Here is a 26,320-nt window from a genome sequence, read left to right as displayed (position 1 = left end):
CTGTTGCTGGACGAAACAAAAACGATAATGACAACAGGGCGACCTGAAGAATGAATGATATGGCTGCCGTAACAGGACAACTGGCAAGACTCAGGGAATCCCTCCAGCAGAAACAGCAGGAGCTTGACGGCATGGCGAGCTTCTCCGATGCCGAACGCACCCGCAGTATCCAGTTCATCGGCAAGTTGATGCAAGCCTGTCGCGGCCACGATCGCGAGCTCGACAACCGGCTCGCCAAGCTCAAGCAGAAACTTGAAGGCAACCCTCCGCTCACCTCCATCGATGCCGATCTGATCGCCATCGAGAAGCTGTTGCAGCAGCACAGCCACACCATGGAAGAGTCCATCAGCCTGACCCGGGCAGCCATCGATCTCGGCAGCAAACAGCTCAAAACCATCAAAGGGTTTCCGGAAGATACCCGCCGCGCCCTCAAGGAGTTTCTCGCCAGCCCGGAGAGTTACGGCATCGGCGATCACCAGAAGAAGGTGATCCGGCTGCTGGAGTTCTACCAACAGGCGATCAAGATCCAGCTGCTGCCGCGCAAGCCGCTGATCCCCCCTTCGGCGGAGATCCCCACCGAACTTTCCAGCCCGGCCCCTACCGACTCCTTTGACATCAAGGCACATGCCCAGATTTCAGACGAGTTGCAGCGTCTCATCACCGAGCTCGACTTTGCCGGCGCCGTGGGCGAGAGCCTCGCAGACATCCGCCGCCAGTTGCTCGGGGGCATCACCCCTGCCCTGCTGGCCGAAGTCTGCCTGCAGATCATCGAACTCATCATCGAGGGGACCCGGGAAGAGCGCAAAGCCTCCCAGGCGTTTCTCAGCACCCTGAACGAGAGTCTCTCCTCGGTCCATTACAGCTTTACCGAATCCCTGGATGAAGGGCGGGCGCTGCAAAATGCTGCCCATCTCAGCGGACAGGCGCTGGAGCGGGAACTCGCCGCCATCGATCGCGCCATGGCAGCCCATGACTCGCCACAGATACTCAGGGGCGCCATTTCTGGGCATCTGGACACCATCCGCCGGCTGCAGCAGGAGCGGGAGGAGATGGCCAACCGCGAGCGCCACCTGCTCACCCACCTCTCCAACATGGAAGCCAAGCTCAGGTTGATGAAGGACGAGACCGCCGAGTACAAGAAGCGGCTCACCATCCAGAAACACAAGCTCTTCCTCGACAGCCTGACCCAGGTACACAACCGGGCGGCCCTGGACGAGCGGCTCGAGCTCGAATACAAACGCTGGCTACGCTATGGCACCCCCCTGTGCCTGGCCATCATCGACATCGACCACTTCAAGCACATCAATGACAACTACGGCCACATGGCCGGCGACAAGGCATTGAAGGTGGTTGCCAAAGCCCTGCAGAACGCCTTGCGCGACACCGACTTCATCGCCCGCTTTGGCGGTGAGGAGTTCGTGGTCCTGCTGCCGAACATCAATCCGGACAAGTACCAGAAGCCGCTGGAGAACCTGCGTCAGACCATCAAGAGCATCCCGTTCCGCTTTCGAGATGCCAGGGTCGAGATCACCATCTCCATCGGTGCCACCCTGTTTCGGACCGGCGACCATACCACGGATGCGTTCGAGCGTGCCGACAAGGCGCTTTACAGTTCCAAGCACTCCGGCCGGGATCAGGTCAATCTCGCCTGAATCCGTTTTGAGGGGCGGCTAAAAAAGCGGCAAACGCACAGTCCCCCTATTCCCCTGCCCACCCCCTTGCCTCTACTATCGAACCCGAGGGATGCCAAAGCATCCCGTTTTCTCCCCAGGGAAAGCACAACGATAACAAGCGAGTGAAAGGGGAAATTATGATTACACACATCAATCCCGTGGGCAGCATGGACCTGCTGTCCCAGCTCGAGGTGGATCGCCTCAAGCAGACGGCCTCCAGCGATATCTATCAACTGTTTCGCAACTGCTCGCTGGCGGTCCTCAACTCCGGCAGCCATACCGACAGTTCCAAAGAGATACTGGAACGTTTCAAATCCTTCGATATTCACGTGATCCGGCGCGAGCGCGGGGTCAAGCTCGAGCTGTTCAACGCCCCCGAGCACGCCTTCGTCGATGGCGAGATCATCCGCGGCATCCAGGAGCACCTGTTCTCCGTGCTGCGGGACATTCTCTATGTGTCGACCCAGCTCGAGTCCAATCGTCTGGTCAACCTGACCAGCTCCACCCATATCTCCAACGTGGTGTTCGCCATCCTGCGCAACGCCAAGGCGATCCTGCCCGGCGCCGACCCCAACCTGGTGGTCTGCTGGGGCGGCCACTCCATCAACGAGGTGGAATACCAGTACACCCGGGCAGTGGGTAGCGAGCTGGGTCTGCGCGAGCTCAACATCTGTACCGGCTGCGGTCCGGGTGCCATGGAGGGCCCCATGAAAGGGGCCGCCGTCGGCCACGCCAAGCAGCGGGTGCGCAACGGCCGTTACATCGGTCTCACCGAGCCTTCCATCATCGCCGCCGAACCGCCGAACCCCATCGTCAACGAGCTGGTGATCCTGCCGGACATCGAGAAGCGGCTGGAAGCCTTCGTGCGTCTGGGTCACGGCATCATCATCTTCCCGGGCGGGGTCGGAACTGCCGAGGAGCTGCTCTACCTGCTCGGCATCATGATGCACCCGGCCAACGATCGCCAACCCATCCCCATCGTGCTGACCGGCCCGAAAGAGAGCGCCGACTACTTCCGCGCCATCGACGACTTCGTCAAGGCGACCCTGGGGGAAGCCGCCACCAGTCTCTACCGGATCATCATCGGCGATGCGCCCGAGGTGGCCCGCGTGATGAAGGAGGCGATGCCGAAGATCCGCGAATACCGCAAGTCGGTGGGAGATGCCTACTCCTTCAACTGGTCCCTGCGGATCGAGCCCGAGTTCCAGCTGCCGTTCGAGCCGGATCACGCCAGCATGGCCAGCCTGGATCTGCATCGCAACCAGCCGCCCCAGCTGCTGGCAGCCAACCTGCGCCGCGCCTTCTCAGGCATCGTCGCAGGCAACGTCAAGGAAGGGGGCATCAGGGCCATCGAGAAGAAGGGTCCCTTCAAGCTGCACGGCGACAAGGAGCTGATGCACCTGATGGACAGGTTGCTGGAGAGCTTCGTCAAGCAGCAGCGCATGAAGCTGCCGGGCAGCCAGTACGTTCCCTGCTACGAGATAGTCAAATAGCCGGGACACCACAATGCACCGGAGGGGCCCATGGGCCCCTCTTTCATTGACTGGTCTTCTACGGGGTTAGCAGGAGACGCCACCATTGTTACAATGGCACTCCCCGACGCCCGGAGTGCCCCATGCCACACCTGCTCATCATCGATGCCCTCAACCTCATCCGCCGACTGCACGCGGTGCAGAGCCAGCAGGGACTGACCCCGGCCCAGGCCCTGCTCGCCACCCGAGCCAACCTCATCAACACCTGCAAGAAGCTCCTGGCAGCCAGCGAGCCGACCCACGCCATCGCGGTCTTTGACGGTGAGGTCCACAGCTGGCGCAAGACGCTCTATCCCCCCTACAAGGAGGGCCGCACCCCCATGCCGGATGAGCTGAGGGAAGGGCTTGCCGACCTGCAGGACGCCTTCTGGGAGTGCGGTGTGGATGCCCTGCTCTCCCAGACCGACGAGGCGGACGATCTCATCGCCACCCTGGCAAGCGGCATTGCCCAGCACGGCGCCAGCGCCACCATCATCTCCACCGACAAGGGGTTCTGCCAGCTCATCTGCCCGCAGATCCGGGTGCGGGATTACTTCAACAAACGCTGGCTGGATGCCGCCTTCGTCCAGCAGCAGTACGGCGTTACACCGACCCAGCTTGTGGACTTCTGGGCCCTGACCGGTATCGGCGGCTCCAACATCAAGGGGGTACCCGGCATCGGCCCCAAGACCGCCACCCAGTTGCTGCAGCAATACGGGGACCTGGCTGCCATGCTGGAGGCCTGTGAGCAGGAGGAGGCCACCAGACCCCTGCTCAAGCTGCGCCAGCACCGGGAAGAGGCCCTGCTGGCCCAACGCCTGGTCCGGCTGCAGCACGATATCCCGCTCGGATTCAACCTGCGGGAGATCCGCTACCCTCCCATCCCTGATGCCGGGGCGTGATCCCCAGCACACCATTTCCCAAGACAGGCCGTACCTGTTGACATAAATGGGTAAAATGTAAAGAAACATGGAGGATGTGGTGCAAAAATGGTATAAAGCCGACGAATCCTCCCCCTCTGTTCCCTAGAAGTGGATACGCCTCATGTCAAAAAGAAAGATTACCGTCATCCCGGGCGACGGCATCGGCCCCAGCATCATCGAATCCGCCATCCAGATCCTGACCCACGCGGGTTGTGACTTCGACTACGAATACGCAGACGCCGGTCTGGTAGCCCTGGAAAAACATGGCGAGCTGCTGCCCCAGGCCACCCTCGACCTGATCGAGAAGAACAAGGTCAGCCTGAAAGGCCCGCTCACCACTCCGGTCGGCGGCGGCTTCACCTCCATCAACGTCTCCCTGCGCAAGAAGTTCAATCTCTACGCCAATGTGCGCCCCGTCCTCTCCTTCAAGGGCACCAAGAGCCGTTACGACAACATCGACATTATCACGGTGCGCGAGAACACCGAAGGCATGTACTCCGGTGCCGGCCAGAAGCGCAGCGATGACAACCAGAGCGCCGAGGCGATGAGCATCATCACCCGGGAAGGGGCCGAGCGCATCGTCACCTTCGCCTTCGAGCTGGCGCGCCAGGAAGGACGCAAGAAGGTCACCATCATCCACAAGGCCAACATCCTCAAGTCCACCTCCGGCCTGTTCCTGGAAGTGGCCCGTCAGGTCGCGGCCCGCTACCCGGACATCCAGAACGAGGAGATGATCGTCGACGCCGCCTGCATGAACCTGGTGATGTACCCGGAGCGCTTCGATGTGATGGTCACCACCAACCTGTTCGGCGACATTCTCTCGGATCTCTGCGCCGGTCTGGTGGGGGGGCTGGGCATGGCGCCGGGCGCCAACATCGGTGAAGGGGCCGCCATCTTCGAAGCGGTACACGGCTCTGCGCCGGACATCGCCGGCAAGAACATCGCCAACCCCACCTCGGTGATCCTTGCCTCCATCCAGATGCTGGAGTATCTCGGCATGCAGGACAAGGCGGAGCGCATTCGCGAGGCCGTGCGGGCGACCATCGAGTCCGGTGATCGGGTGACCCGTGACCTGGGGGGCACAGCGTCCACCAGCGAATTCACCCTGGCCATCATCGACCGTCTATAAATAGAGTCCAACCATATGATTTTAAAAGGGAGCTTCGGCTCCCTTTGTTTTATGCCAACGCCTCCCTACCTCCCTCGCCAGATGAATACTATGTTGATATGAGGGATAAGGAGATCCACCATGCGTGCTACTTTCATCTTGCTGATCGTCAGCAGCAGTGCCACGGCATTAGACAGGCCAGTCGACAATGCCTGGTTGACGCCGCCTCCCCAGCACGAGGCGCCAGCCAAGCAAACCTGGCAATCCACCCTGGATACCAACGATCTGCTCAAACAGCCCAAGCCGCTCTCTCTGGGGGTGGATATCACCACCGACAGCAACGGCAATCGGCTGGTCACCCCCTATCAGAAGCTGAACCTCACGGCAGAGAAGAGCGTCAGCCTCTCCTTCGAAAAGCAAAAGCCCAGGATCAAGTTCAACGCTGGCGGCATCAACACCTCGGTCAAGCTTCGCGGGGATGGCGTCAAGATGCAGTTCAACCCCAGTGACAAGACCATTCCCCTGCAAATTGAGCTGAAGATCACCGACGACGAGTCCATGATGCGTCTGGACTACCGATTCTGATGACCCAGACACAAAAAAACCGGACGTCGCCGTCCGGTTTTTTCATGCCCTGTTCCCGATGCTGCTTCAGGACTTGGGGGACAACTTGGAGACCCAGAACTTGTTGTAGACGTGCACCGTGATCTCTTCGCGATCGTGATAGAGCTGTTTGGCCTGAATGATGAAACCGCCGTCGATGTCGGCCAGCAGTCCGCGCAGCACCTCGATGTTGTGCACCGCCTCGGCGTAGCGCTTCTTCATCGGCAGCTTGAGGTTGAACATGGCTTCCTGACAGTCGTTCTCCCTGAACCAGTCGGCCACCATGTGGGTCACTCGCGCCGGCTTGTCCACCATGTCGCACACCAGCCAGTAGGTATTCTTCTTGCTCGGCCGCCACACGAAACCATCGTCACGGATATGCTTCACCTGACCTGTGTCCATCAGGGATTGGGCCATCATGCCGTTGTCCACCGCCGTCACCATCATGCCGCGACGCACCAGCTGATAGGTCCAGCCACCCGGGCAGGCGCCAAGATCCACGGCCTTCAGGCCGGAGCACAGGCGCAAGTCCCACTCTTCCTTCGGCACGAAGACGTAGAACGCCTCTTCCAGCTTGAGGCTGGAGCGGCTCGGGGCATCGGCCGGGAATCGCAGGCGCGGGATCCCCATGTGGAAGGCAGAGTTGTTGAAGGAGTAGGAGTACCCCAGCATCAGGTGGTCATTGGCCAGGAAGAAGGCGTGGAACACAGGACGGTTCGGGGTCTCCTTCTTGGTCAGGATCTCGTTGCTGCGCAGCGCCTGGCGAAGCGGCACGGTGAACTTGCGGCAGAAGGCGGAGAGCTCCTTCGCCTCGTTGGTATCGGCCGTCTCCACCCGCAGATCCCCGCAAATGGCGTAACCGCTCGCCGCCTCCAGGATGGGAGAGACCCGATCGCTTATTTCCAGATCTTTCAGCTCGTGGGTCACCACCAGCATCTGGCGAATGAAGATGAGCTCGCGGAACGGCAGCTTGCGCGCCAGCAGATCGGCCTGCTCCTCGTCATACAACTCGAAGATCACATAGCCGCTGTCGTCCTTGACCCGGGCAAAGCCGTAGCACTGCATGTTGCCGGCACGCTCGGTGATCTCTGCCGCCGCCTCTTTCTCAAAACCCGGGCGGCAATAAAGCAGCAGATTATTCATTCTTTCCTCCAAGACGACAGCCGGCCCACATCAGAGCCGCCCATCCCAACATAAAACAGAGGCCACCGGCCGGGGTGATGAGCCCCAGCCCCTTGCTGCCAAGCAGCACCATGGCGTAAATACTGCCGGAGAATCCCAGGATCCCCAGCACAAAGACGGCGCCCGCGAAGGTGATCCCCTTGCCGCGCACGCCGCACAACCCCAGCACCAGCAGGGCCAGGGCGTGGAAAAACTGGTATTGCACGGCGGTGTTGAACGCCGCCAGCAACGAAGGAGCAATGCCGGTCGCCGCCAGCCCGTGAGCGCCGTAGGCCCCGAGCATGGTGGCCGTCAGGCCGAAGAAGCCCGCCAGCACCAGCCAATGTCGTTGGATCTGCATCTTCTCTCCTTGCACGCTTCTTCTCTCGACCCGCTCGAGATGGTCAGGAGCGGCCCACCGCCGCGATAAAACCCTTGATCCGCTCCGCGGCCAGTCGCAGGTTCTCCTGCTCGCTCATGCCGCTCGCCTTTCTCGGTTTGAAACCATGATCCCCGTCGGTCAGCCAGTGGACCGATACGGCGGGTGAGAAGGGGAAATCGGCCAGCTCGGCGCGAGAACCGAAGGTATCGCGCTCCCCCTGCAGCAGCAGCGTGGGCGTCGTGATCAGCTTGAGCACCTCGCCCCGCCATGCGTCGGGCTTGGCCGGGGGGTGGAAAGGATACCCGAGAACGATCAATCCTGCAGCATCCATCTCGTCGTCCCCCTCGCAAAACAGCTCGGCCGCCATCCTCCCCCCCATGGACTTGCCCGCCAGAAACAACCGGGGATGGGCAAACTGACGCACCATCTCGCGCCAGTGAGCCAGCAGCACGGGTTGTCTGTCCGGCGGCCTGCGTTTGCCGTCCTGAGCCCGTTTGCTCATATAGGGGAAGTTGAAGCGCACCACCTCGATATCCGGCCCCGCCAGCAGTCGCGACAACTCGGCCAAGAAGCGGTGCTCCATGCCCGCCCCCGCGCCGTGGGCCAGCAGAATGCGAACGGGGGCGTCACTCGCCCCCTCTCTTGTCAGGTCAGTCACCAGGTCAACTCCTCAGGCATCGGCAAGGCGGGCACGCCTGCGGGCCTCTTCCTGCTCCACCAGTTCCAGCATCCAGTCGCGAAAAGCCACTATCTTGCCCTGATCGGACTGCTGCTCCTGACACACCAGATAGAAAGCGTTCTTGCTCACCAGCACCTGTTCGAACGGGCAGATGAGACGACCCGCCTCGATCTCCGGCTGGGCCAGCACGCTGTGGCCGAGCGCCACCCCCTGACCGTGGATCGCCGCCTGGATCACCATGGTGGAGTGGCTGAAGATGGGCCCCTGATTGACATTGGGGGCATCGATGTCGAGCTGGCGGAACCAGGCCTTCCAGTCGCGCCGGGAGGTGTCGTGCAGCAGGGTGTGACGGGTCAGATCGTCCGGGGTGCGCAGGGGCTTGGGGCCGGTCAGCAACAGGGGCGAGCAGACCGGGATCAGGTACTCGGTGTGCAGCTTGTCCGAACGAAGACCCGGCCAGTTGCCGCGGCCGTAGTAGATGGCCACGTCCACGTCGTCGGTCAGCGACCCCTCGTCCATGTCCACCGCCTTGATCCGCACATCGATGTCCGGGTGGCGTTCGCTGAACTTGACCAAGCGGGGCACCAGCCACTGGATGGCGAAGCTCGGCTGCAGGGAGACGGTGAGCGCCCCCTTGGCGCTGCGGGCCAGCAGCTTGTCGGTCGCCTCGGAGATGGAGGCAAAGATGTCCTTGATGTCGAGGAAGTAGCTCTGCCCCTCCTCGGTCAGTAGCAGGGAGCGATTCTTGCGGCGAAACAGCTTGATGCCGAGATACTCCTCCAGCGCCTTGATCTGGTGGCTGATGGCTGCCTGGGTCACGAACAGCTCTTCTGCTGCGCGGGTAAAGCTCAAGTGACGAGCCGCGGCTTCAAACGCTTTCAGTGCATTGAGCGGAGGTAAACGACGAGACATGGAATCGGCCGACGATGAATTTTTCTAATGGGGCGCATTATAAATTGTCGGTTGCGGGTCGACCAGTGAATAAACATAATTCGCCACGCAATTCGTTGTCATATGGCTCACACCTTCTCTTCCATGTTGGTTTACATGTGGTTTTTGTGAGTGAGTCGACAGTGATTGTGGTGTTGTGTTTCTTCCTCTGCGGGAAGAAGGGCTAAATCAGGTCGATTTAACCCAGTCTGTCATCTGAATGTGTTTGGCGCCTCCGGTTGGATGGCGCCTTTTTTCTTATCCTCCCCTACACCCGGAACTGGCCCACCAGTTGCTGCTGCTTGTCCGCCAGTTGCGACAGCTCGCGCCCGTTGTCGGCGGAGGTCGCCGCTTCCGCCCGAATGGTATGGCTCACATCGCGAATGTTGCTGACGTTGCGATTGATCTCGTCCGCCACTCCGCTCTGCTCCTGCGCGGCCCTCGCGATCTGCTCGTTCATCTGGTGGATGGTGCCGACAGCCTGGATGATCTGCTCCAGCACGCTGACCGACTGCTCCACCTTGGTGAGGGTCAGATCTGCCTGGTGATGACCGGTCAGGATCGCCTTCACCACCGCCTCCGTCCCCGACTGCAACTGGCCGATGAGGTTCTGGATCTCGACGATGGCGTTCTGGGTTCGGCCCGCCAGGTTGCGCACCTCGTCGGCGACCACCGCAAAACCGCGCCCCTGCTCACCGGCTCGGGCCGCCTCGATGGCCGCGTTCAGGGCCAGCAGGTTGGTCTGCTCGGCAATCCCCTGGATCACCACCAGGATGTCGTTGATGTTGTCGCTGTTGGCAGAGAGGTGCTCCACCACTGGTTTGGCATCGCTTATCACCGTCATCAGTCTGGACATGGCCTCCTGGGTCTGCGCCACCACGGACTTGCCCTCCTGGGCCGCCGTGTCGGCCTCATCGGCCGCCGCCACCGCCGCATTGGCATTGCCGGCGACCTGCAGGGCGGTAGCGCTCAACTCTTCAAACGCGGTCGCCACCAGATCCACCTCCTGATACTGGGACTGCATGCCGGCGCTGGTACGGGCTGCCCCTTGCGCCGCCAGGGCCGCACTGGCCCGAGTGCCCGCAACGGTGTCGATCACCTGGCTGATGGTGGATTGCAGCTTGTCCAGGAAGTTGTTGAACCACTTGGCCAGCTCGCCTATCTCGTCATCCCTGCGCAGATCGATGCGCTGAGTGAGATCCCCCTCCCCGCTGGCGATGTCCTTGAGGCGTGCCACCACGGCGCGGATGGGCGCCACGATGCGCTGGGCCATCAGCCAGATGCAGAGCAGGGCGAGCGCCGAAATCCCACCACCTATGGTGAGCTGGGTGGCCACGCTGCGCTGGGCCTGATCCTCAAGCTCCCCTTGCAGTTGCAGGGCCGAGGCGAGCACCACGGCGCGGGGCAGCTCGATATAGATGCCCCACTTGCGATCCGTACCGCGCATGCTGACCGGCACGAAGGTCTGCAACAGTGCGCCATCCGGGCTCCAGCGCGTCACCACATCTCCCTTGGTCAGCCACCCCTTGAGATCCTGCGTCAGCCCTTGCTGCTCCAGCAGATTGCCAAGGGTGACCGGGAACCCTTCCACGCCGGCCACCCGCCCTTCACTGCTCAGCAGAAGCACCTTGCCCTGCCCCTTGTAGAGGGTCCGGCCCATCTCTTCCACCAGGCTCTGCAGGGTCCCCAGGGAGATGTCGACCCCCACCATGCCCAGCAGGGAACCCTGGTCCAGCAGCGGCACGGTCACCGAGGTCATCAACACCTGCTGGGTCCCCACCTCGTCCACATAGGGTTCGAGCAGACAGAGCGCCTTGCTGCGGATGCTGCAACTGTACCAGTCGTTCTCAAGGCCGCCGTGTCCGGAGGGCTTGTCGTTGACCAGCATCGCTTCGTCCATCACCTCCAGGCTGACCTTGCCGTCGACCCTGGCCCAATAGCTGGAAAAACGCCCCTTGTCGTTGGCGCCGAGCGCCGTCGACCCCTGATAGTTGTCATCCTCCCCGTCGAGCTGGTTGGGTTCGAATACCGCATAGACACCGAGCAGGTTCGCTGACGACTCCGCCGCATCCTGCAACTGCTGGTTGACGGCATTGCGCAGCGCCTCGGAGTGAACGAAGTTGTCGGCCGCGTTCTTGCGCTGGAACAGAATGCCCTCGGCAAGCAGGGTAGCCCTGAAGTAAGCCTCATCGAGGTAGCTGGTCACCCGGGCTGCCTGGGTCGCCCCCATGGCCTGCATCCAGTTTTCTGCCGCGTGCTGCCCCTCCAGGGTGGTGGAGGTGAGCACCTGCTCCTGCATGCGGGCCGCGTTGAAAAGAGAAGAAGCCACCAGCGCGACGGCACTGGCCAGAAGACAGCAACCGGCGATCAGGGTGATCCGTCCCTGAACAGAAAGAGAACTCATGCCACTATTTCCTAACGTCTACAGATGTGAACACTGTATCGGTTTTGGATACAAAAACTTAACTAAATCAGCAGAGATCCAGGCTTAATTGATTGATTTCACCCGCTCCGGGCAAACCAACGACCAGACCGAGCAGGCGAATGGGCTTTCCTTGAGCCCGTTGCAGTCCCTCGTGCAGCAGATCGTGGAAACGTGCCGCCTGATAACTCCCCTTGCGATAGACGGTGGTCTGGTGAAAATCGGCAAACTTCAGCTTGATCCCCTGCCCCATCAGCATCTCCGCAGGGCAGGCCTTGGCAAAACGCTGCTCCAGCTCAGGAATGAGCCGGCTGAGCACCTGCCAGCAGGCGTCCTCGTCCAGCACATCGCTGGCGAGCGTCGTCTCCACACCGATGCTCTTGCGCACCCGCCTGGCCTGCACCGGCTGATCGTCATGCCCCCAGATGCGGCCGGCCAGCATCTCCCCGAGCTTGCCGAAACGGGCGATCAGCTCCTCGTTGCCGAGCTGGCGGGCATCTTCGCACGAATACAGCCCGAGGGACTCCAGCCGCTCTGCCGTCTTGCGGCCGATGCCGGGCAGCTTGCCAAGGGGGAGCTGGCGCACGAACTCGTCCACCTCCTGGGGGCGGATGACGAACAGGCCGTCAGGCTTGCGCTGCTCGGAGGCGAGCTTGGCCAGAAACTTGTTCGGCGCCACACCGGCCGAGGCAGTCAACCCAAGCTCGGCGCTGATGGCGGCACGGATCTCCGCCGCCATCAGGGTGGCGCTGCCACCGCAGCGGGGACTCTGGGTCACGTCGAGATAGGCTTCATCGAGGGAGAGCGGCTCCACCTGCTCGGTGTAGCGCAGGAAGATGGCGCGCAACTGGCGCGACGTTTCTTTGTAGACGGCCATCCGCCCGGGGATCAGCACCAATGGCGGACAGAGCTTTCTGGCCAGGGCGCTCGGCATGGCGGAGCGCACCCCGAAGCGGCGCGCCACGTAGTTGCAGGTGGAGATGACTCCGCGTCGGTCGGCGGCGCCACCGATGGCGAGCGGCACCTCCCTGAGGGCCGGGTTGTCCCGCATCTCCACCGCGGCGAAGAAGCAGTCCATGTCGATGTGAATGATCTTGCGCATGGCCGTGTCTGTTGCTGTGTCGCCAGCCTCCCGAACAGATCATAGGGGATAGACCCTGGGCATCCGGCGAGGAGGCGTGTCGAACGACAAAAATACTGTATGGATAACCAGTTGAACGTTCCATGCTACCCCAAGCCTGTCATTTCTGCCAGCGCGCCAGTTCGGGCTCGGGCATAGACTCTCAGGGCTCCCATTTACGGGAGCTGGGAGGTACAGGATGAGAAGGTTCTGGCCGCTGCTGGGCCTGTTGCTGCCGCTGACGGGCACGAGCAAAGATCACCCGACTGCGGAGTGCAACTGGCTCTATCAGCGCATCGCCGCCTTGGAAAAAGCCATACAGCAAGGGGATGAACTGGGCACCAGGGAAGAGCTGGCAAAGCGAAAGAAAGAGTTCAAGGCAAAGGCATGCAGCCAATATGACTACTGACCCCATGCCACATAAAAAAACGAGCCGACCCAGGGGTCGGCTCGTTTCGTTGCACAGCTGCCTTCAGAGCGATATCCGCCGTTAGATGATGCGGTTGTCCACCAGCATCTTGCGACGGGCCTCTTCCTTGGCCATCTTCTTCTTGCGGTTGTCGCAAGGCTCGGGGCAGTCGCACTCCTTCTCGATCCCGATGGAACCCAGGCCGCCACAGGAGCCGGAGATGGACTTGCGCTGGAAAATGTAGCCGATGGCCATGGCCACCACGACCATCAGAAACACCCCGAAGGTGATCAGAAAGATCTGCATGTAGTTACCCCTTACTTCTTGACCAGATATGGTTTGAAGGCATCCGAATAAGCCTCTTCGAACCCGTCATCCGTCTTGGTGATGGTGAAGATGGCCAGCCCCCGTTCCTTGGCATAGGCCAGGCTCTTCTCCGGCCCCATGACCATGAACACGGTCGCCAACCCGTCTGCTGTCATGCAGGAGGGGTGGATGACGGTCACCGACACCAGGCGGTGCTGGATGGGCTTGCCCGTCAGCGGATCCATGGTGTGGGAGAAGCGCTTGCCGTCCAGCTCGTAATAGTTGCGGTACTCGCCCGAGGTGGCCACCCCGTTGTCACCGGGCAGGATCACCTCCTGTACGGAACCGGCATTGACGGTCGGCTTCTCGATGGCGACACGCCAGGGATGCCCCTTGCCGTTGACGCCGTTGATGCGCAGCTCGCCGCCGATCTCCACCAGATAGTTGCGCGCCCCCTGGGACTCCAGGTACTCGGCCACCTTGTCCACGCCAAACCCCTTGGCAATGGCGGAGAGATCCACGTAGAGGTCCGGGATGTCCTTTTGCAGGGTATCGGCATCGGCAGAGGTTATCACATGCAGATTGCCAAGGCCCGTCTTCTGCCGGGTCTGGGCGATCAGCTCGTCGGACGGCACCTTGGTCGGTCTGGCATCCGGCCCAAAGCCCCACAGATTGACCAGAGGACCGACGGTGACGTCCAGCGCCCCGCGGCTCTCGCGGCCAATGTGAATGGCCTCGGTCACCACCCGTGCGGTATCGCGGGAAACCACCACAGGGGTATTGCTCTTGTGCTGGTTGAAGCGTGACAGCTCGGAATCCGGGCGATAGGTCGACATCTGATCGTTGACCCGCTCCAGCAAGACGTCGACCTCGGCTTGCAGCCTGGCGGCATCCTGAACAGCGCTATCTGCCACCTTGATGGAGTAGTAGGTACCCATGGTGCTGCCGGTGATGTGGATCTCCGGCTTCGATTGGACCGTTTCCTGACCGCACCCAGTCAAGAAAAAGGCTAGCCCGAAGGCTAGCCAGGTCTTTACAACGCTGTGCATGGATTAACCACCGAAGTCATCCAGCAGGATGTTCTCGTCTTCAACACCGAGGTTTTTCAGCATGTTGATGACGGCGGCGTTCATCACGGGAGGCCCGCACATGTAGAACTCGCAATCCTCAGGCGCCTCGTGGTTCTTGAGGTAGTTCTCGAACAACACGTTGTGGATGAAGCCGGTGTAGCCATCCCAGTTGTCTTCCGGTTGCGGATCGGACAGGGCGACGTGCCACTGGAAGTTGTCGTTCTCGGCCTGCAGCATGTCGAAGTCTTCGACATAGAACATCTCGCGCTTGGAACGGGCACCGTACCAGAAGCTCATCTTGCGCTTGGTCTTCAGACGGCGCAGCTGGTCGAAGATGTGGGAACGCATCGGCGCCATACCCGCACCACCACCGACGAACACCATTTCGGCGTCGGTGTCCTTGGCGAAGAACTCGCCGAACGGACCGGAGATGGTCACCTTGTCACCGGCCTTCAGGCTGAAGATGTAGGAAGACATCTGGCCGGGAGGGGCAGTCCAGTTGCTGGGCGGCGGAGTTGCGATCCGCACGTTCAGCATGATGATGCCGAACTCTTCCGGATAGTTCGCCATGGAGTAGGCACGGATGATCGGCTCGTTGACCTTGGACTCCAGCTCGAAGATCTTGAAGCGATCCCAGTCGCCACGATACTCCTCGGGAATATCGAAGTTCTTGTACTGCACGTGGTGGGCAGGCGCTTCGATCTGGATATAACCACCGGCACGGAACGGCACGCTCTCGCCATCCGGGATCTGCAGCTTGAGCTCCTTGATGAAGGTGGCCTTGTTATCATTGGAGATGACGGTACAGTCCCACTTCTTCACGCCGAAGATCTCTTCCGGCAGCTCGATGTCCATGTCGGAACGGACGGTGACCTGACAGGCCAGACGCTCGCCATGACGGGCTTCGCCCTTGCTGATGTGATCCAGCTCGGTCGGCAGGATGTCGCCGCCGCCGGATTTCACACGCACCTTGCACTGACCACAGGAGCCGCCGCCGCCACAGGCGGAGGAGACGAAGATACCACTGCCGGCGAGCACGCCAAGCAGCTTGCCACCCGCCGGGCTGGTCACAGCCTTGGCCGGGTCGCCGTTGATGCTGATTGTCACGTCACCGGCGGTCACCAGCTTGGACTTGGCGAACAGAATGACTGCCACCAAGGCCAGCAGGATCACGGTGAACATGACCACACCCAGAATAATTTCCATCTATATTTCCTTTCCGATTACAGGGAAATACCAGAGAAGGACATGAAGCCCAGCGCCATCAGACCCGCGGTGATGAAGGTGATGCCGAGGCCGCGCAGGCCTTCCGGAACATCGGAATATTTCATCTTCTCGCGGATCCCTGCCATCGCGACGATAGCCAGCATCCAGCCTGCACCCGAACCCACGCCATAGACCACGGACTCAACGAAGTTGTAGTCACGCTGCACCATGAAGGAGACGCCGCCGAAGATGGCGCAGTTCACGGTGATGAGCGGCAGGAAGATACCGAGGGCGTTGTAGAGGGCCGGGAAGTACTTGTCCAGCGCCATCTCCAGGATCTGTACCAGGGCCGCGATCACCCCGATGAAGGTGATGAAGCTTAGGAAGCTCAGATCCAGACCGGATACCAGGGCACCGTCTTTGAGCACGTAGTTGTAGATCAGGTTGTTGGCCGGGACGGCAACGGTCTGAACCACGATAACGGCAATCCCCAGACCCATGGCGGTCTTGACCTTCTTGGACACCGCCAGGAAGGTACACATCCCCAGGAAGAAGGAGAGCGCCAGGTTCTCGATGAAGATCGAGCGAATCAACAGACTGATATAGTGTTCCATACCTTAATCCTTCGCCTCCACCTGCTTGGGATCCTTGGTGCGCACGCCCCAGATGATCAGACCAATGATGAAGAACGCACTCGGCGGCAGCAGCAGCAGGCCGTTGGGCACATACCAGCCACCATTGTTCACCAGCGGCAGCAGCTCGATGCCGAACCAGGTGCCGGAACCCAGGATCTCGCGCACGGTGGCCACGGTCAGCAGCACGGCGCCATAACCCAGACCGTTGCCAATACCGTCCAGGAAGGAGGGCAGCGGGGCACTCTTCATGGCGTAGGCTTCGGCACGACCCATCACGATACAGTTGGTGATGATGAGACCGACGAACACCGACAGTTGCTTGGAGATGTCATAGGCATACGCCTTGAGCACCTGGTCAACCACGATAACCAGCGAGGCAATCACCGCCATCTGGGCGATGATCCGCACACTGTTCGGGATCTGGTTGCGGATCAGGGAGATGAACAGGTTGGAGAAGGCGGTGACCGCGGTAACGGCCAGCGTCATCACGAACGCCGTCTTCATCTGGCTGGTAACGGCCAGCGCGGAACAGACACCCAGCACCTGCAGTGCGATGGGGTTGTTGCCGAGCACAGGCGTCAACAGCAACTTTTTCATTTCGCTCTTGTCAGCCATTGTTGATTTCTCCTGCACGTACCTTGGCCAGGAAGGGACCGAAGCCCTTGGGGCCCATCCAGAAGTCGAAGGTGTGCTGTACACCATTACCGGTCAGGGTTGCACCAGACAGGCCGTCGATTTCATGCTCGGAACCAGCCGGAGCATGGCCCTTGATCACCCGCAGCGCAGGCTGACCGTTCTGGTCGAACAGCTTCTTGCCGACGAACAGCTCGCGCCAGGCCGGGTTCTCGATCTCGCCACCCAGACCCGGGGTTTCACCGTGGTCATAGTAGGTGATGCCCTTGATGGTCTGGCCATCGGCCGCGACCGCTACGAAGGCGTACATGGTGGACCACAGACCCTGGCCGTAGATCGGCAGGATGATGTTGTCGACCTTGCCTTCGGCATCTTTCGCGAAGAACACGGGAACCAGCTTGGAGATTTGACGCAGGCCGGCCTTGTCGTCGGCCGGGGCCAGACGGATGCTCTTGGCCGGGTCCTTGGCGGCAACCTTGGTGTCGAAGTTGTCGGCATCGCCGTCAACGAACTCACCAGTGGTCAGATCCACCAGACGCGCTTCAATCTTGTCGCCATAGAGCTGGGCCAGGTCACGCTTGGCCACGGCGCTGATGTCGACGCCGGCGACGGACAGGATGTTGCTTTGCTTGTCCAGCGCCTTGTTTTCCAGCTGGGCCGGACGCAGACCCACGGCGGCCACGGAGACCACGATGGAGCAGACCAGACACAGACCGGTCACTACGGCGAGGGTGCCGGTAGTAGAGTCTTTATTAAACGCCACGTGCGATCCTCCGCTTGATGTTCGCCTGCGCCACGAAATGGTCAAACAAGGGGGCAAACAGGTTGGCGAACAGAATGGCCAGCATCATGCCTTCCGGGAAGGCAGGGTTCACAACCCGGATCAGCACCACCATCACGCCGATCAGGGCGCCATACCACCACTTGCCCTTGTTGGTGAAGGCAGCGGAGACGGGGTCGGTCGCCATGAAGGCCATGCCGAACGCGAAGCCGCCCAGCACCAGGTGCCAGTGCCACGGCATGCTGAACATGGGGTTGGTATCGGAACCGATGACGTTGAACAGCAGGGAGGTCGCGACCATGCCGACCATGACGCCGGCGATGATGCGCCAGGAGGCGATGCGCATGTAGACGATCATGGCCGCGCCGATGAGGATCATCAGGGTGGAAACTTCACCGATGGAACCGGGCAGGTTGCCAAGGAAGGCGTCCATCCAGCTGATGGCTTCACCGGTGGCACCGTTGATCAGCGCCATCTGGCCGCCCTGGGCCCACTGGCTCAGTGCGGTTGCGCCGGAGAAGCCGTCAACGGCAACCCAGACCGCATCGCCGGAGATTTGACCCGGGTAGGCGAAGAACAGGAAGGCACGACCCGCCAGCGCCGGGTTCAGGAAGTTTTTGCCGGTACCACCGAACACTTCCTTGGCCAGCACCACACCGAAGGTGATACCCAGGGCAGCTTGCCACAGGGGCAGCTCGGGCGGCACGATCAGGGCGAACAGGATGGAGGTCACGAAGAAGCCTTCGTTGATCTCGTGCTTGCGCACCATGGCGAACAGCACTTCCCAAAAACCACCGACGATGAAGACGGTGATGTAGATCGGGAAGAAGTGCGCCGCACCGATCAGCATCTTGCTGCCGATGCCGGCGACGGCCGGATCCAGCGAGGCACCGAACAGGGTGGCCAGGGCGTATTGCCAGGAATCGGCACCGGCCGCGCTGCCCATGTGGGCGATGGCGGCGATGGACTGGTTGCCGACGTTGTACATGCCCCAGAACATGGCCGGGAACACGGCCAGCCACACCATGATCATCATGCGCTTCAGATCGATCGCATCACGGACGTGGGCGGCATTGCGGGTCACGGAACCCGGGGTATAAAACAGGGTGTACGCCGCTTCGAACAGGGCATAGTACTTGGCGTACTTGCCACCCGGCTCGAAGTGATGTTCCATATTTTCAAGAAGTTGCTTGAAACTCATCGCTTAACCTTCCAGTTCGATCTTGGTCAGGCACTCACGCAAGACGGGGCCGTACTCTGTCTTGCCGGGGCAGACGAAGGTACAGAGCGCCAAATCTTCCTCATCCAGCTCCAGGCAGCCGAGCGCCTGCGCGCTGTCGGTGTCACCGGAGATCAGATCCCGCAGCAGCAGGGTCGGCAGGATGTCGAGCGGCATCACACGCTCATAGTTGCCGATAGGCACCATGGAGCGATCACTACCGTTGGTGGTGGTAGTGAAGTTGATGAGTTTGCCCTTCATCAGGTGAGAGAGGGTGGTACGGGTGATGGAGAACTTGTTGGCACTGGGTTTGACCCAGCCCATGAACTCTTTCTCACGGCCTTCGCCCAGCACGCTCACCTGGTTGTGGAAGCGACCCAGGTAGTCATGGACCCCTTCGGCCTTGGCACCGCTCAGCAGGGAACCGGAGATGATGCGGTTTTCGTCCGCACGCAGCTCGTTGTTGGTCAGCTGGCTGAGGCTGGCACCCAGACGGGTACGCAGCAGACGCGGCTTGATGACGTTCGGGCCAGCCAGGGAGATCACCTTGTCGGTAAAGATCTGGCCGGTGGTGAACAGCTTGCCGTAAGCGATCACGTCCTGATAGTTGATGTGCCACTGCACCTTGTTGGCACCGACCGGATCCAGGAAGTGGATGTGGGTGCCCGGCAGACCGGCGGGATGCGGACCGACGAACACGGCTTCCTTGACCTGGGCCAGGGAGGAGTGCGGCAGGCTGGCTTCGCCCTTGCAGACGTGGACGGTACCATCGGTCAGGCGGGTCAGCACGGCCAGACCGTCGAGGAAGGCCTGGGCCTGTTCCTTGATGATCAGCTCCGCACTGGCGGCCAGCGGGTTGGTGTCCATGGCGGTGACGAAGATGGCGCGCGGGGTGGAACCCACGGCAGGCACCTTGCTGAACGGGCGGGTACGCAGCGCGGTCCATTGGCCTGATGCGACCAGGATCTCCTGCACCTTGCTGCGCTCGAGCTGTGCTAGCTCGGCGGAGGCAAAATGCTCAAAGGTCACCTGCTCGTCGGACCCATCGATGTCGATGACGACGGACTGGAGAACACGCTTGGCACCACGGTTGATCTCAGAAACCACACCGGTGGCAGGGGCCGTGAATTTAACGCCGGGATTCTTCTTATCTTCGAAGAGCTCCTGACCTTTAATGACGCGATCACCTACTTTGACAAACATAGTAGGACGCATCCCCACGAACTCTTCGCCGAGTGTAGCAACACGGGTGATGGCCGGGCCATCGTAGATTACTTGCTCCGGAGCACCCAGCACGGGGATGTCCAGTCCTCTTTTAATTGTAATCATACTCACTTGCACTACCGTTAAGGGAAGACAGGTTGGTTAGCGCCGAGAAATACATCACGACGAGTTGTTGAATGAGCCCGTCAACATCGCGGAAAGCTGTCGAAGAAATAAACAAATCAGCAACATACAGGATCATTCAAAAGCGCCTGAGTTTACCACCTTAGGCGAGTTAGCCGCCACGCCAAATGGGGAAAATCCCCGCCCTATCACAAAATTAACCTTCACTGAATATTTCGCGCACGTCCTTGCAAACCGTGGTTTTAAAGGACTTTTCGCAAAACTAACCATATAGAGGTATTTTACAGGGATAAGGAAAAGGATTAGAAAAAATAATGCTACACCCCTCATCCCTGGCGGCACACCATTCGTGATAGCGCTGTTAATGGCCCGAGGAAGGCGCCATCAGAAGGTACAACGGCTCACGCAAAGGGGGATTTGCTGACGCAACCCGGCGTCTTTGGCGCCTGCTCCCTGGCCTGCCACTCGGATTCGGTATAGGTATGCAGCGCCAATGCATGAATGGCTCCCGCCAGCTCGTCGGCCAGCACCCCGTTCACCTGACGATGGCGACCCAGCAAACGCTGTCCCTCAAACGCCTGGCTCACCACGACTACCTTGAAGTGGCTTTCGGAGCCCGGTGCCACCCTGTGCATGTAGCTCTCATTGATCACTTCCAGGTGGCTCGGGGAGAGCGCGGCGGCCAGCTTGGCCTCTATCTGTTGTTGCATGCTCACGGTAAGGACTCCTCGTTGAATATCCGGCCATTGTAGCCAGGGTTGTGCGCCCGATGCATCAGGTACGAAGGATCCGCTCGCTCTCGCCGCACCGGACTGGTGAATTTCTCCGCCGCCGCTAGAATAGCGCCACTTTCACCGCTGCCGGGCAACACGGGGCAGACGGTCGCCATTCATCAATCACACGTTGGACTCTTGCCTATGCAAACCCTGCTCGACACGGCCCACTGCCGCCTGACCCTGTATCGTTACCCGCGGCAGAGCCAGGATCCCCTGCAGGCCTGGGATGCGGCGGACGAGTATCTGATAAGCCACCTTGCCGAATCGCAGCAGGTACCTGACGGCCCCGTCATCATCATGAACGACGGCTTCGGCGCCCTGGCAGGCTACCTGCATGCCCACGCCCCCGTCTGCGTGACCGACTCCCACATCAGCGAGCGGGCCACCCTGGCCAACCTGGCGGAAAACGGGCTGGATCCCCACGCCATCACCCTGCAGGATGCGCTGGCCCCCCTGCCCGATGCCCCCGCCCTGGTGGTGATCAAGGTCTCCAAGTATCAGGCGCTGCTGGAGCAGCAACTGCTTGCCCTGCGCGGGGTCGTGACCCCTGCGACCCGCATCATTGCTGCCGGCAAGGCCAAGGACATCCACACCTCCACCCTCAAGCTGTTCGAGAAGTATCTGGGGGAGACCCGCACCTCACTCGCCTGGAAGAAGGCACGCCTCATTCATTGCACCCCGGCCGCCGAGCGCCCGTCCCTGACCAGTCCCTTCCCGACCGTCTGGCCGCTGGAAGGCACCGACATGCTCATCCACAACCATGCCAACGTGTTCTCGCGCACCAGCCTGGATATCGGCGCCCGCTTCATGCTGGACAACCTGCCCATCCACAGTGCCCGCAGAGTGATCGATCTGGGATGTGGCAACGGCGTGCTCGGGCTCTCCCTGCTCGCGCGCGACAGCGAGGTGGAGGTGACCTTCATCGACGAATCCCGGATGGCGGTAGCGTCCGCACGGCTCAACGTCGAGCACAACCTGCCCGATGCCCTGCCCCGTGCCCACTTCATGGTCAACAACTGTCTCGATGACGTTCCCGTCGGGGCAGCGGACAGGATCCTCTGCAATCCCCCCTTCCATCAGCTGCAGGCGATCACCGATCACATCGCCTGGCAGATGTTCAGCGATGCCCACCGGGTGTTGCCTCAGGGGGGCGAACTCTGGATAGTAGGCAACCGTCATCTGGACTATCACAACAAACTCAAGCGCCTGTTTGGCAATGCACAAGTCGTTGCGTCGAACAGCAAATTCGTTATTTTGAAAGCCATCAAACGCTAAAGATAAAGCTAAAGGAAACCCATGATGAAAAAGTCACTCTTGCTGCTGGCCGCTCTGGTATTGGGCGGTTGTGCTACTCACTGGCCCGAGAGCGCCCTGCTCAACCCGCAAGTCATCCCCTCCAACCAGCAGTACTACTCCGGCAACCGCATCACCATGGAAGGGGTGGACAAGCGTGAAGCCGCCTATGTCTTCTCCATCAAGAAGAAAGAGAAGGCGCCTGTGCTGGTGAACAGCAGTCAGCCTCTCAACAGCCTGCTGGCTGAAAAACTGGCGGAAGGGCTGCGCAGCCAGGGCCTGGAAGTGGGCAACAGCGGCACCACCAACCTGACGCTGGCCATCTCCACCGCCGCCGTCACCGTGGAAGAGAAAACCTTCACCTATGTCACCAAGTCCCGCGTCAGCCTGCAGGTGATTGCCGACTTCCAGGGCAGCAAGCTGACCAAGCAGTTCAACATGTCCTCCAGCAAAGAGAGCCCGGGCGAGCCGAGCATGGCCGATCTGGAATCCACCCTGAACCAGCAACTGGGCAGCGTGCTGCAGCAGATTATGGCCGACGAGGCGCTGCGCGGTTATCTCAAGGGCCAGCCGAGCTGAGCGAGGACATATAAATGAAGAAACTCTGGTTACTGGTCACCCTGATCGCCCCCCTGGCTTTTGCCGGTCAAAAAGTCCAGATGGAGACCAACCATGGCACCATCGTCGTGGAGCTGGCCCCCAAACAGGCGCCCCAGACCGTGAAGAACTTCCTGCGCTACGTGGCAGACGGCAGCTATGACGGCAGCCTGTTCCACCGGGTGATCCAGAACTTCGTGGTGCAGGGTGGGGGCTACAACCAGCAGTTCCAGCCCCTGCCGACCTTCGATCCCGTGGTCAACGAGTCCAGAGGCGGCCTGCCCAACAAGCGCGGCACCATCGCCATGGCCCGCACCCAGGCGGTCGACAGCGCCACTCGCCAGTTCTATTTCAATCTGGTGGACAACGACAACCTCAACGCCAATGCCGGCGCCGGTTACACCGTGTTCGGCCAGGTCGTGAAGGGGATGGAGGTGCTGGACAAACTGGCCCAGGTTCAGACCGGCTACAGCTCCATCCTGCGTGCCAACGACGTCCCCACCAGCCCCATCATCCTGAAGAAAGTGGTGCTGCTCGCGGACAAATAACGCGGCCCGGATCACATTCCACCGCGTCCCTGAACGGGTCACCAATCTCTTTTTCTATACTCTGCTCCCCGATGTGTGCCACGCATCGGGGAGCAGAACCAGAAGGAGGAGCCGGTGACCTGTCATGATTACATAACCCAACACGCCGGCCCGCTGGCCCAGGCGGTTCGCCATTTTCTGGCACGCAAGATTCCCTACCAGCAGCTGGAGGACTTGAGCTGGCAGCTCCTCTCCCATTGGCAGGCGCTCTGCGTGATCCCCATGGACAAAACCCCCGCCAACGCACAGGAAGGAGTGTTCTGGCATCTGCTTCACAGCCTGCACCTGTGGGATGAGCAGCACCTCCTCTGTGATGACGCGCTGCGTCTGCAACTCATGGCCTGCGCCAATTTTCTCGCCGACGGGGGCCCCTGCCCGCACCACTGCATCGGCTCACGCCCCTGAAACCTGCCGCTCCCCCCTCGGCTTGCCTTGGCTACGCCTGCCGAACCTGACAAAATGACCCCCTTTTCCCAGAGGAGTCAGGCTGTTGAACAATCTCCGCCCGCCCAGCCACACACCGGGCCGCGCCACCCGCTGGCGAGATGCCCTCGCCGTCTATCTGGAAGCGCGGGTACTCATCCTGTTCGCCATGGGATTCTCCTCCGGCCTGCCCTTGCTGCTGGTCTTTGGCACCCTCTCGTTCTGGCTGCGCGAGGCGGATGTCAGCCTGACCGACATCGGCTACATGAGCTGGGTAGCGCTGGCCTACGGTTTCAAGTGGCTATGGTCACCCCTGGTGGATCGGCTGCCCCTGCCCCTGCTGTCACGGCTGCTTGGGCGACGACGCAGCTGGATGCTGTTCTCCCAGGTGCTGATCGCCCTCTCCCTGGTGGGGATGGCCTATTGCGATCCCAAGACCCAGCTCGCCCAGCTGGCCCTCTTCGCTCTGCTGGTGGCCCTCTCCTCTGCCACCCAGGACATCGTCATCGACGCCTATCGCATCGAATCAGCTCCCGAGCGGCTGCAGGCGGCCATGGCCGCTTCCTATATGACGGGGTATCGACTCGCCATGATCATGGCGGGAGCGGGGGCGCTGGCGCTGGCGGCCTGGCTCGGCAGCAACAACGGCTATGACTATCGCGGCTGGCAGCTCACCTATCTGCTGATGGGAGGGCTGATGTCTCTTGGCATCCTCACCACCCTGATGAGTCACGAGCCGCAGATCGATCTCAAGAGTCAGGACGAGCAGCAGATGGCGCGCAAGGCCACCCTGCTGGCACGGGGTTGGTCACCCACGCTGGCCGGGCTGGGGGCCTGGACCTACGAGGCCATCTGGTGTCCCTTCGCCGACTTCTTTCGCCGCTACGGCTCCTCGGCCCTGCTGATCCTCGGGCTTATCGCCTGCTATCGCATCTCGGACGTGGTGATGGGGGTGATGTCCAACAGCTTCTATGTGGATCTGCAGTTCAGCAAGACGGAAGTGGCCACCATCACCAAGGTCTATGGCGTCATCATGACGCTGGTGGGGGCCGCGCTCGGGGGCGTGCTGGTGATGCGCTTTGGCACCCTGCGCATTCTGTTCCTCGGCGCCGTGCTGACCGCCAGCACCAACCTGCTGTTCGCTCTCCTCAACGAAGTGGGCCACAACCTGGAGCTGCTGACCCTGATCATCTCGCTGGACAACCTCAGCGCCGGCATCGCCACGGCTGCGTTTGTGACCTATCTCTCGAGTCTCACCAACGTCGCCTTCTCCGCCACCCAGTACGCCCTGTTCAGCTCCATCATGCTGTTGCTGCCCAAGTTGCTGGCGGGGTTTTCCGGTCGGGTAGTGGAGCAGATCGGCTACAGCCACTTCTTCATCGGCACCAGTCTGCTCGGCATTCCGGTGATGATCCTGATCATCATGGTTGCCAAACGAGGCAGCACCTTGTCACCACAAACGCACAAATAGCAAGCGTTTGCGCATTTTAGGGGGTGATTAGATTCACAAATCCTGACAAAGTTCCCTGGTGCTTGTTTATCCGTTGAATTTATTTGGCTAGAATCCCTCCCGCTCCTTGTGGGCAGGCTACGGAAAACCTCAACTAACGCACAAGAGACCAATAAAATGGCCAAATTTACCAAGACTCTGATCGCTGCCGGTCTGCTGGCTGCCTCCGCCACTCCGGCCTTCGCTGCCGACTACAGCGGCGACATCCACAAGAACGACTACAAGTGGTTCCAGTTCAACGTGATGCACACCATCGATCAGCTGCCCTACGCTGAGTCCGAAGGTGGTTACAACGATACCTACTTCGAAATGGAGTTTGGTGGCCGTTCCGGTATCTTCGATCTGTACGGTTACGTCGACGTATTCGACATCTTCCAGAACCGTCACGACGACAAGCACAACCAGGACAACCTGTTCATCAAATTTGCACCGCGCATCTCCATCGATGCCATGACCGGCAAAGATCTCTCCTTCGGCCCGGTGCAGGAAGTCTACATCGCCAACCTGATCAACGTCGGTGGTCCGGATGGTCTGTTTGAAGCCATGACCGGTCTGGGTGCAGACGTCATGGTGCCCTGGTTCGGCAAAATGGGCATGAACCTGTATGCCCGTCACGTCAATGAAGGCGGTGGCGAGCAGGGCTGGAACGGCTATCAGTTCTCCATGAACTGGTTCAAGCCTTTCTACACCTTCTCCAACGGCAGCTTCGTAGCCTATCAGGGTTACCTGGATCACCTGTTTGATGCCAAGGACACTTCCACCGACGGTACCGCCATGTTCAACGGCCTGTACTGGCACTCCGACCGCTACGCCGTCGGTTACGGTCTGAAGTACTTCAACGACATCTACGGCATCCAGAACGGTTCTTACGGTCTGAAGACCACTGGTTTCGGCCACTACTTCTCCGTGACCTACAAGTTCTAATCGAACTCGTCACACGGACACAAAAAAACCGGAGCAGCTGCTCCGGTTTTTTTATGCCCTCATGCTGGCAGTGGGGGGAGAGCCGCGCCCTC

General features: G+C 60.7%; 27 protein-coding genes. 12 read left to right on the top strand and 15 right to left on the bottom strand.

Annotated features, from left to right (window positions below; all coding sequences use genetic code 11):
• Positions 1–50 precede the first annotated feature (50 nt).
• From AB5Y53_RS13250 to AB5Y53_RS13230, 5 genes are all read left to right on the top strand, one after another.
• Positions 51–1,652, top strand: a complete 1,602-nt coding sequence (locus AB5Y53_RS13250; RefSeq protein ID WP_029313929.1) for a diguanylate cyclase — start codon at positions 51–53, stop codon at positions 1,650–1,652.
• A gap of 158 nt (positions 1,653–1,810) precedes the next feature.
• The gene (ppnN, locus tag AB5Y53_RS13245; protein ID WP_010673382.1) at positions 1,811–3,166 is read left to right on the top strand and encodes a nucleotide 5'-monophosphate nucleosidase PpnN; all 1,356 of its coding nucleotides are present in this window, start codon (positions 1,811–1,813) and stop codon (positions 3,164–3,166) included.
• A gap of 122 nt (positions 3,167–3,288) precedes the next feature.
• On the top strand, positions 3,289–4,086 hold the full coding sequence (gene xni, locus AB5Y53_RS13240) for a flap endonuclease Xni (protein WP_368182257.1): 798 nt from the start codon (positions 3,289–3,291) through the stop codon (positions 4,084–4,086).
• A gap of 142 nt (positions 4,087–4,228) precedes the next feature.
• On the top strand, positions 4,229–5,236 hold the full coding sequence (locus AB5Y53_RS13235; protein ID WP_368182256.1) for an isocitrate dehydrogenase: 1,008 nt from the start codon (positions 4,229–4,231) through the stop codon (positions 5,234–5,236).
• A gap of 120 nt (positions 5,237–5,356) precedes the next feature.
• A complete protein-coding gene (locus tag AB5Y53_RS13230; protein WP_368182255.1) occupies positions 5,357–5,800 on the top strand; it encodes a hypothetical protein in 444 nt (147 codons plus the stop codon).
• Positions 5,801–5,866: 66 nt separating this feature from the next.
• Here AB5Y53_RS13230 and rlmM read toward each other — a convergent pair whose 3' ends face one another.
• The 6 genes from rlmM to dinB all read right to left on the bottom strand — a co-directional run bounded on the left by rlmM (position 5,867) and on the right by dinB (position 12,494).
• Positions 5,867–6,961: a 23S rRNA (cytidine(2498)-2'-O)-methyltransferase RlmM gene (gene rlmM, locus AB5Y53_RS13225; protein WP_041214679.1), complete on the bottom strand. Its 1,095-nt coding sequence runs from the start codon at positions 6,959–6,961 to the stop codon at positions 5,867–5,869.
• Complete coding sequence (locus tag AB5Y53_RS13220) at positions 6,954–7,340, bottom strand: DUF423 domain-containing protein (protein WP_114523173.1); 387 nt, start codon at positions 7,338–7,340, stop codon at positions 6,954–6,956. The genes rlmM and AB5Y53_RS13220 overlap by 8 nt, the downstream gene beginning before the upstream one ends.
• Positions 7,341–7,383: 43 nt before the next feature.
• The gene (locus AB5Y53_RS13215; protein ID WP_368182254.1) at positions 7,384–8,019 is read right to left on the bottom strand and encodes an alpha/beta fold hydrolase; all 636 of its coding nucleotides are present in this window, start codon (positions 8,017–8,019) and stop codon (positions 7,384–7,386) included.
• 12 nt (positions 8,020–8,031) lie between these two features.
• Complete coding sequence (locus tag AB5Y53_RS13210) at positions 8,032–8,952, bottom strand: transcriptional regulator GcvA (protein ID WP_029313926.1); 921 nt, start codon at positions 8,950–8,952, stop codon at positions 8,032–8,034.
• Positions 8,953–9,238: 286 nt separating this feature from the next.
• Positions 9,239–11,374 carry a methyl-accepting chemotaxis protein gene (locus AB5Y53_RS13205; RefSeq protein ID WP_368182253.1) on the bottom strand — a complete coding sequence of 712 codons (2,136 nt, stop codon included), beginning with the start codon at positions 11,372–11,374 and terminating at the stop codon, positions 9,239–9,241.
• A gap of 67 nt (positions 11,375–11,441) precedes the next feature.
• Positions 11,442–12,494, bottom strand: coding sequence for a DNA polymerase IV (dinB, locus tag AB5Y53_RS13200; RefSeq protein WP_010673373.1), 1,053 nt, complete (start codon positions 12,492–12,494; stop codon positions 11,442–11,444).
• 217 nt (positions 12,495–12,711) lie between these two features.
• On the opposite strand from dinB, the gene AB5Y53_RS13195 reads away from it, so the two are divergent.
• On the top strand, positions 12,712–12,921 hold the full coding sequence (locus AB5Y53_RS13195; protein WP_048208185.1) for a hypothetical protein: 210 nt from the start codon (positions 12,712–12,714) through the stop codon (positions 12,919–12,921).
• An 81-nt stretch (positions 12,922–13,002) separates the two neighbouring features.
• Here the strand turns inward: AB5Y53_RS13195 and nqrM are convergent, their stop codons facing one another.
• The 9 genes from nqrM to AB5Y53_RS13150 all read right to left on the bottom strand — a co-directional run bounded on the left by nqrM (position 13,003) and on the right by AB5Y53_RS13150 (position 20,828).
• Positions 13,003–13,227 (bottom strand): (Na+)-NQR maturation NqrM, encoded by a 225-nt coding sequence (gene nqrM, locus AB5Y53_RS13190; protein ID WP_010673371.1) that lies wholly within the window; start codon positions 13,225–13,227, stop codon positions 13,003–13,005.
• A gap of 11 nt (positions 13,228–13,238) precedes the next feature.
• Positions 13,239–14,276, bottom strand: a complete 1,038-nt coding sequence (locus tag AB5Y53_RS13185) for an FAD:protein FMN transferase (RefSeq protein ID WP_029313924.1) — start codon at positions 14,274–14,276, stop codon at positions 13,239–13,241.
• Between the two features lie 3 nt (positions 14,277–14,279).
• Positions 14,280–15,503: an NADH:ubiquinone reductase (Na(+)-transporting) subunit F gene (gene nqrF / locus AB5Y53_RS13180; RefSeq protein WP_010673369.1), complete on the bottom strand. Its 1,224-nt coding sequence runs from the start codon at positions 15,501–15,503 to the stop codon at positions 14,280–14,282.
• Positions 15,504–15,520: 17 nt separating this feature from the next.
• Positions 15,521–16,117, bottom strand: coding sequence for an NADH:ubiquinone reductase (Na(+)-transporting) subunit E (nqrE, locus tag AB5Y53_RS13175; RefSeq protein ID WP_005303538.1), 597 nt, complete (start codon positions 16,115–16,117; stop codon positions 15,521–15,523).
• Positions 16,118–16,120: 3 nt separating this feature from the next.
• Positions 16,121–16,753 carry an NADH:ubiquinone reductase (Na(+)-transporting) subunit D gene (locus AB5Y53_RS13170; RefSeq protein ID WP_005303545.1) on the bottom strand — a complete coding sequence of 211 codons (633 nt, stop codon included), beginning with the start codon at positions 16,751–16,753 and terminating at the stop codon, positions 16,121–16,123.
• A complete protein-coding gene (locus AB5Y53_RS13165) occupies positions 16,746–17,534 on the bottom strand; it encodes a Na(+)-translocating NADH-quinone reductase subunit C (RefSeq protein WP_039040709.1) in 789 nt (262 codons plus the stop codon). The genes AB5Y53_RS13170 and AB5Y53_RS13165 overlap by 8 nt, the downstream gene beginning before the upstream one ends.
• On the bottom strand, positions 17,524–18,753 hold the full coding sequence (locus AB5Y53_RS13160) for an NADH:ubiquinone reductase (Na(+)-transporting) subunit B (RefSeq protein WP_010673367.1): 1,230 nt from the start codon (positions 18,751–18,753) through the stop codon (positions 17,524–17,526). The genes AB5Y53_RS13165 and AB5Y53_RS13160 overlap by 11 nt, the downstream gene beginning before the upstream one ends.
• Before the next feature lie 3 nt (positions 18,754–18,756).
• Positions 18,757–20,100, bottom strand: a complete 1,344-nt coding sequence (locus AB5Y53_RS13155) for a Na(+)-translocating NADH-quinone reductase subunit A (protein WP_029313920.1) — start codon at positions 20,098–20,100, stop codon at positions 18,757–18,759.
• 419 nt (positions 20,101–20,519) lie between these two features.
• Positions 20,520–20,828: a BolA family transcriptional regulator gene (locus AB5Y53_RS13150; protein WP_010673364.1), complete on the bottom strand. Its 309-nt coding sequence runs from the start codon at positions 20,826–20,828 to the stop codon at positions 20,520–20,522.
• Between the two features lie 207 nt (positions 20,829–21,035).
• Here AB5Y53_RS13150 and AB5Y53_RS13145 point away from each other — a divergent pair, with 207 nt between their 5' ends.
• The 6 genes from AB5Y53_RS13145 to AB5Y53_RS13120 all read left to right on the top strand — a co-directional run bounded on the left by AB5Y53_RS13145 (position 21,036) and on the right by AB5Y53_RS13120 (position 26,228).
• Positions 21,036–22,169: a methyltransferase gene (locus AB5Y53_RS13145; RefSeq protein ID WP_049636261.1), complete on the top strand. Its 1,134-nt coding sequence runs from the start codon at positions 21,036–21,038 to the stop codon at positions 22,167–22,169.
• A 24-nt stretch (positions 22,170–22,193) separates the two neighbouring features.
• Entirely contained in the window at positions 22,194–22,766 is a 573-nt protein-coding gene (locus AB5Y53_RS13140) for a YajG family lipoprotein (RefSeq protein ID WP_010673362.1), read from the top strand.
• 14 nt (positions 22,767–22,780) lie between these two features.
• Positions 22,781–23,332 (top strand): peptidylprolyl isomerase, encoded by a 552-nt coding sequence (locus AB5Y53_RS13135; RefSeq protein ID WP_010673361.1) that lies wholly within the window; start codon positions 22,781–22,783, stop codon positions 23,330–23,332.
• A 114-nt stretch (positions 23,333–23,446) separates the two neighbouring features.
• A complete protein-coding gene (locus AB5Y53_RS13130) occupies positions 23,447–23,776 on the top strand; it encodes a hypothetical protein (protein WP_214002747.1) in 330 nt (109 codons plus the stop codon).
• 187 nt (positions 23,777–23,963) lie between these two features.
• Entirely contained in the window at positions 23,964–25,265 is a 1,302-nt protein-coding gene (locus AB5Y53_RS13125; RefSeq protein WP_227263739.1) for an MFS transporter, read from the top strand.
• A 156-nt stretch (positions 25,266–25,421) separates the two neighbouring features.
• On the top strand, positions 25,422–26,228 hold the full coding sequence (locus tag AB5Y53_RS13120; protein ID WP_039040713.1) for an outer membrane protein OmpK: 807 nt from the start codon (positions 25,422–25,424) through the stop codon (positions 26,226–26,228).
• Positions 26,229–26,320: the final 92 nt, after the last annotated feature.

The organism is Aeromonas sp. R7-5, assembly GCF_040908015.1.
GTDB lineage: Bacteria > Pseudomonadota > Gammaproteobacteria > Enterobacterales > Aeromonadaceae > Aeromonas > Aeromonas caviae.
This window is presented reverse-complemented; position numbering and strand designations above follow the sequence as displayed.